Genomic DNA, 6,273 nt, shown 5'->3' on the forward strand with positions numbered 1-6,273 from the left:
TGCCGGTCGATGCCATACCAAGCCGTCGAAAACTGCTTTCCCGGCCTTCAAAAAAGCCCCATTAACTCACCAACCAGGATTTCGCTTCCCGTGCAAAGCCCTCACAAGGGGAGAAGGGAAGGGGCAGCGCTGACCTTTCTGATTGAATTGATTGAGCAAATCAGCGGCCACCGGCCTGACCAAGCGTCTGGCGCTCCACAAGCCTTTCGGCTTCCGCCATCACCTCCGGCGGCGTGACGCTGTGGCCGGGCCTGGCCAGCAGCGTCGATGAGAACGGCCCGCGCGGGCCGGTCAGGCCAGGCTCGGTAGCGAGGAATATCGCCACCGTCGGCAGGCCGAAAGCGCTGGCGAGATGGGTCAGGCCGGTGTCGGCGCCGATGACCAGCGCCGAGCCGCCGATGACGGCGGCGATCTCGGCTAGCGGCGACCTGGGAACCACCACGGTTTGCGAAATGGCACGGGCGATCGCCTCGGCAACCGCCTGTTCCCGATCGTTCGACCAGGTGGTGACCGGCGTTATTCCCTTGTCCACCAGCAGGCGAGCGGTTTCGATCCAGTCCGCGACCGGCCATTTCTTGTCCTCGCGGCTGGTGCCGTGCAGCAGGAAGGCGGTCTTTTCACCGGCAAAAGTCGATCTTCCGGCTGGCGGCACGATGCCCGATTCAAGCCTGGAAAAATCCAGCTCGTAGCCGAGCGCCAGCCCGAACAGCCATCTCGTGCGCTCGATGGCATGCAGGCCGCGCGGCACGGCGTAGCGATGGCCATAAAACAGGCTCGCCGAAGGCTCGCGGGCGCTCGAACGGTCGAAACCGGCGATCGGCGCTGCCGCCAGCCGCGCCACCAGCGCCGATTTCAGCAAGCCTTGCGCATCGAGAACGAGGTCGTAGCGGCAATCGCGCAAGGCGCGGCGCAAGCCGATCACTTCCCGCCATGTGCCGGGCTGAAGCAGCTTCCTGCGCCAGCGCCGGATCGCCACGCTGTGGATGGTTTGGATGGCTGGATGCAGCGCCACGATGCCGGCAAATGCCTCTTCGACACACCAGTCGAAGGAGATATCCGGCCGAGCGCGGCGCGCGTCCTCGATCGCCGGGAAGGTGTGGATGACGTCGCCCATGGACGATGTCTTGACGATCAGCACTTTCATGCGGCGGCCGGCATTTCCAGCAGCCGCTCCGCCGCCGCCACGACGCGTTCGACCTCCAGCGTCTTCAGGCAGTTGAGATGACCGAGCGGGCAGATTTTTTTGTGGCAGGGCGAACAGGACAGGCCGAGCCAGACCAGTTCGCGGCGCTCGGCGAGCGGCGGCGTGTTCTGCGGCGAGGTCGAGCCGTAGACGGCGACTACCGGCGTGCCGACGGCGGCGGCGACATGCATCAGCCCGCTGTCGTTGGAGACGGCGAGCCTCGCCGCCGCGATCAGGTCGATGGCATCCTCGAGCCGCGTCTGGCCGGCAAGATCGACCGTGCCCGGCGCCAGCGCGGCGATTTCAGCCGTCACCTCAGCGTCGTTCTTCGATCCGAACAGCGCGACGCCAAACCCTTTCGCCATCATCTCACGGGCAAGGCCGGCATAGTGTTCGCTCGGCCAGCGCTTGGCCGGGCCGAATTCGGCGCCGGGCATGAGTGCCACGAATTTCCCCGCCGTCAGCCCGAAACGGCCGAACAATGCTGCCTGGTTGGCTTGATCGACGGCAAGCTTCGGCGCCTGGAACGCGCCGCCCCGGGCAAGGCTGAAATAGGCCTGCGCGGTGCGCCGTTTCAGGCGATCGGGCAAGGGCACGATGTCGGTCAGAAGCCCATAGCGCATTTCCTTGAGATGGCCGACGCGGCGCGGAATGCCGGCAAAGAACGGGATCAGCGCCGACTTCCAGCTTCCCGGCAGGACAAAGGCCATGTCGTAGCGGCCGCGCAGCAGGCGGCCGAAGCGCCTTCGGACGCGGAATTCGAACGCGCCGGATTGCAGCGGCAGGTCGATCTGCTGGCGGATTTCGGGCATGCGCTTGACCAGGGGTGCTGCCCACGCCGGCGCCAGCACGTCGATGGCGGCGTTGGGATGAAGCTCCTTCAGCGCCTGGAACAGGCACTGCGCCATGACCATGTCGCCCACCCAGCGTGGGCCGATCACGAGGATCGTTGGGCTTTCAGCCATTCGACATAATCTCTGACGCCGGTTTCCACTGTGCGGAACTGGCCGTTGTAACCGGCTGCGCGCAAGCGGGACATATCAGCTTGCGTAAAGCTCTGGTAGCTGCCCTTGAGGTGGTCGGGAAACTCGATGAATTCGATCTGGCCCTTGCCGAGCGTATCGATCACCGTCTCGGCAATGGCGCGGAACGGCTGGGCCTTGCCTGTGCCGCAGTTGAAGATGCCGCTCGAGCCGCGTTTCCACAGCCACAGATTGACGTCGGCGACATCGCCGACATGGATGAAATCGCGGCTCTGTTCGCCGGGCCCGAAACCACCATGGGCGCCGAACAGTTTCGGGTTCTGGCCTTGCTCGACCTGGTTGAACAGATGGAAGGCGACCGAGGCCATGGCGCCCTTATGCGCCTCGCGCGGTCCGTAGACGTTGAAATAACGCAGGCCCGCCACCGGCGAGTGGTCGGTATCGAAGACAGTGCGGCGGACATAGTCGTCGAACAGTTTTTTCGAATAGGCATAGACGTTCAGTGGGCGCTCGTATTGCGGCTCCTCGCGGAACTCGGCGCCGCTGCCATAGACGGAAGCGGACGAGGCATAGAGGAAGGGCAAGCGCAGGGCCAGGCAGGCGTGCAGCAGGCGCTTCGAATAGGCGTAGTTGACCTCCATCATGAACTTGCCGTTCCATTCGGTGGTGGTCGAGCAGGCGCCCTGGTGGAAGACGGCCTCGATGCGGCCGAGGTCGCCGGCCTCCATCCGCGCCAGAAAATCGTCCTTGTCGAGATAATCGGCGATCTCGAGATCGGCGAGGTTGGCGATCTTGTGGCCGTCGGTGAGGTCGTCGACGACGAGGATGTCGCTGAAACCCTCGGCGTTGAGCGCGGCGACGATGTTGGAACCGATCATGCCGGCGCCGCCCGTGACGATGATCATGAAAGCCTCTGGTACCTTGTGCCGGTTGTAGCCCTTGTGGGATTCTGGCCTTATAGGGGAGGCGGGCCGGGCTGTCGACAAAGCAGGTGGCGGGGCGGCCGGATGAGCGCCACAGTGCCGCCGCAAAGCTCTCGCTTCAGTCGGTGACCACCGGCGAAGCGTGACAGGAGCAAGGTAATGCCGTCAACCGAACTGCTTGTCGCCTTTTTCGCCACCACGGCGATCTTCGCCTATATCCCCGGTCCCGCCATGCTCTATGCCGCCGCGCAAACCATGGCGCGCGGCCGCTGGTCCGGGCTGATGGCGGCGCTCGGCATCCATCTCGGCGGCTACGTTCATGTCTTCGCCGCCGCTGTCGGCCTGTCGGTGCTTTTCCATGCCGTGCCGGTGCTTTACATGGCGGTCAAGCTGGTCGGTGCGCTGTATCTGGTCTGGCTCGGTGTTTCTTTGTTTCGCGCCAAGGCGCAAGGCGACGTTGTCTTGCCGGGAATTCAGCCGAAATCCGCCCGCCGCGCGTTTTTGGAGAGCGTTGCCGTCGAGGTGCTCAACCCGAAAACGGCGATTTTCTTCATGGCGTTCCTGCCGCAATTCATCGATGCCTCGGCAGCGTTTCCGGTCTGGCTGCAGTTCGTCGTGCTTGGAACGATCGTCAATTTGATGTTCTCGTCGGCCGACATTGTTTGCGTGATACTGGCCGGCGCGGTGATCGCCAGGCTGCGGCAGTCGAGCCGGGCGCAGCGCCTGATGCGGCGCGCCGGCGGTGCGGTGCTTGTCGGACTGGGCGTGCATGTCGCGTTGCAGAAAAGCTGACGCACTGTCTCGCCGCGGCGATCGGTCGAAGGCCTGCCGTTGCGTCGGCTGAAATTGCGGTATATCGGCATCGCCATGAACGGCCGGCCCTGCCCATCGAATTTCCCGTCACCGAAAATCGGCCCTCCCACGCGTTGACATGATCAAGCTGCCCTCTCCCGAACCCCTTCACCGCGCCATCTCGCGCTTCGGCAGCGCCACTGTGCTGGTGGTCGGCGATTTCATCCTCGACCGTTTCGTCAACGGCGTGATCGAGCGCATTTCGCCGGAAGCGCCGATCCCCGTGCTGCACGGGCGCGGCGAAACGCTGGCGATGGGCGGCGCCGGTAATGTCGTCGCCAACATCGTTTCGCTCGGCGCTGCCGTCATACCGGTCTCGGTGATCGGCGCTGACAAGGCCGGCAAGAACCTCATGCGCATGCTCGGCGAATTTGGCGTCGACACCGGCGGGCTGGCGCAGGATGCCGATCGCATGACGTCGTCCAAAAGCCGATTCAGCGCGCTCAACCAGCAGGTGCTGCGTTTCGACGAAGAGGAAATCAAGCCGCTGGGCGATGCCGAGCGCGCGACATTGGTCGGGCATTTTCGCGAAGCGCTGGCGCGCGCCGACATCGTCATCCTGTCCGACTATGGCAAGGGCGTGCTGCTCGACGGCGCCGCCGGCGAGCTGATCTCGATCTGTCGGGAAGCGGGCAAGCCGGTGCTGGTCGACCCGAAGGGCCGCGACTATGCGCGTTATGCCGGCGCGACGGCAATCACGCCCAACCGCAAGGAACTCGGCGAGGCGGTCGGCCGCGCAGTGTTTGCCGACGACGAAATCGAGGCGGCGGCGCGCCAGCTGATTTCGGCGCACGGTTTCGATTTCGTCGTCGCGACGCGCAGCGAAAAGGGCATGAGCGTCATCGGTGCGGACGACGCCCGCCATATCGCCACGCAGGCGCGCGAAGTGTTCGACGTTTCGGGCGCCGGCGACACGGTGATCGCGACGTTTGCACTGGGACTTGCAGCAGGCGCCGACCGCGTCATGGCCGGATCGATCGCCAACGCCGCCGGCGGCGTTGTCGTCGGCAAGCGCGGCACGGCGCGGCTGACGATCGAGGAACTCACCGGTGCGCTGTTTCGCTCGCATGGTCCGGTCGCCCACTTGGATGCGATCCTCGATGCCGCCGCCGCCGCGCGGCTGGTGGCGGGCTGGAAAGACGAGGGCTTGAGCGTCGGCTTCACCAATGGCTGTTTCGATATCCTGCATGCCGGCCATGTCAGCCTGTTGCATGCGGCCCGCAGCCAGTGCGATCGGCTGGTGCTCGGCCTCAACAGCGATGCCTCGGTGCGCCGGCTGAAAGGGCCGGGGCGCCCGGTCAACGACCAGCATGACCGGGCCTGCGTGCTGGCAGCACTTGCCTCGGTCGACGCCGTCGTCATCTTCGAGGAGGATACGCCGCTTTCGCTGATCGAGGCGCTGAGCCCCGACATACTGGTCAAGGGTGCCGACTATACGGTCGATCAGGTGGTTGGCGCCGATGTCGTGCAGAAGGCCGGCGGGCGCGTCGTGCTGGTCGACCTCGTCGCCGGCAAGAGCACGACCGGCACTATCGGCAGGTTGCGCGCCGGGAACTGAGGGTTTCATGTCCGAACTGAACGATTACCTGGCCCGCTCGGCGGCCGCGATTTCGGCGATGGTCGAGCGCGACCTGACCAGCGAGATGGAGCGGGCGGTCAGCGCCGTCGTCGCCGCGCTTTCGCAGGGCAAGGCGCTGCTGATAGCAGGCAATGGCGGTTCGGCCAGCGACGCCATCCATATCGCCGGCGAGCTGGTCGGCCGCTTCCTCAGGGAGCGCAAGGCCTACAACGTCATCGCGCTGCCGGCCAACGCGGCGGTGCTGACCGCCTGGGGCAATGATTACGGCTTCGACACGGTGTTTGCGCGCCAGGTCGAGGCGCATGGTTCGGCGGGCGCCGTGCTGCTCGCCATCTCGACCAGCGGCAATTCGCCAAGCATCCTCGCCGCCGCCCAACAGGCGCGCATGATGGGCATGACGGTGGTCAGCCTGACCGGCGACACCGGCGGCAAGCTGAAGCCGCTCTCCGACATCCTGCTCAACGTACCCTCGACCTCGACGCCGATCATCCAGCAGGGGCATTTGTGCCTCTACCACCATTTGTGCGAAATGGTCGAAACGCGCCTCTGCGACGCAGGGTGATTGCGCCAGGCCGGGTAGAGGCCGTCAATTGTCAACGGGGAGAAGGGACTAGCCGCAACGCTGGCGACCCCTCTCCCCGTCCTTCACGCTAGGCGATTCACACATTTCGAAGCGCCCATCCATGGGCGATGGACAGGAAGTGCTGCAATCCGTGTCGGAAGGTGATGGGTCCTGGGGCTTTGGACTTTGGA

Annotated in this window: 6 protein-coding genes; 3 read left to right on the plus strand and 3 right to left on the minus strand. The window is 65.0% G+C overall.

What is annotated here, in order from left to right; genetic code table 11:
* Window positions 1-160 precede the first annotated feature (160 nt).
* Genes waaC through rfaD form a run of 3 tightly spaced genes read right to left on the minus strand, consistent with a single transcriptional unit; the run spans window position 161 to window position 3,071 of the window.
* The gene (gene waaC, locus NKI25_RS35945) at window positions 161-1,144 is read right to left on the minus strand and encodes a lipopolysaccharide heptosyltransferase I (protein WP_352517062.1); all 984 of its coding nucleotides are present in this window, start codon (window positions 1,142-1,144) and stop codon (window positions 161-163) included.
* Entirely contained in the window at window positions 1,141-2,148 is a 1,008-nt protein-coding gene (gene waaF / locus NKI25_RS35950; protein WP_352517063.1) for a lipopolysaccharide heptosyltransferase II, read from the minus strand. Before waaF ends, waaC begins: the two co-directional genes overlap by 4 nt.
* Window positions 2,121-3,071, minus strand: coding sequence for an ADP-glyceromanno-heptose 6-epimerase (gene rfaD, locus NKI25_RS35955; RefSeq protein WP_352586845.1), 951 nt, complete (start codon window positions 3,069-3,071; stop codon window positions 2,121-2,123). The genes waaF and rfaD overlap by 28 nt, the downstream gene beginning before the upstream one ends.
* A gap of 177 nt (window positions 3,072-3,248) precedes the next feature.
* Between rfaD and NKI25_RS35960 the strand changes: the two genes are divergently transcribed.
* The 3 genes from NKI25_RS35960 to NKI25_RS35970 all read left to right on the plus strand — a co-directional run bounded on the left by NKI25_RS35960 (window position 3,249) and on the right by NKI25_RS35970 (window position 6,082).
* Complete coding sequence (locus tag NKI25_RS35960) at window positions 3,249-3,881, plus strand: LysE family translocator (protein WP_023678350.1); 633 nt, start codon at window positions 3,249-3,251, stop codon at window positions 3,879-3,881.
* A 139-nt stretch (window positions 3,882-4,020) separates the two neighbouring features.
* The gene (gene rfaE1, locus NKI25_RS35965; protein WP_352586847.1) at window positions 4,021-5,499 is read left to right on the plus strand and encodes a D-glycero-beta-D-manno-heptose-7-phosphate kinase; all 1,479 of its coding nucleotides are present in this window, start codon (window positions 4,021-4,023) and stop codon (window positions 5,497-5,499) included.
* Window positions 5,500-5,506: 7 nt separating this feature from the next.
* Entirely contained in the window at window positions 5,507-6,082 is a 576-nt protein-coding gene (locus NKI25_RS35970) for a D-sedoheptulose-7-phosphate isomerase (protein WP_352586848.1), read from the plus strand.
* The last annotated feature ends 191 nt before the right edge of the window (window positions 6,083-6,273 follow it).

This window comes from Mesorhizobium sp. M0808, from assembly GCF_040320025.1.
In the GTDB taxonomy this organism is placed as follows: Bacteria; Pseudomonadota; Alphaproteobacteria; order Rhizobiales; family Rhizobiaceae; genus Mesorhizobium.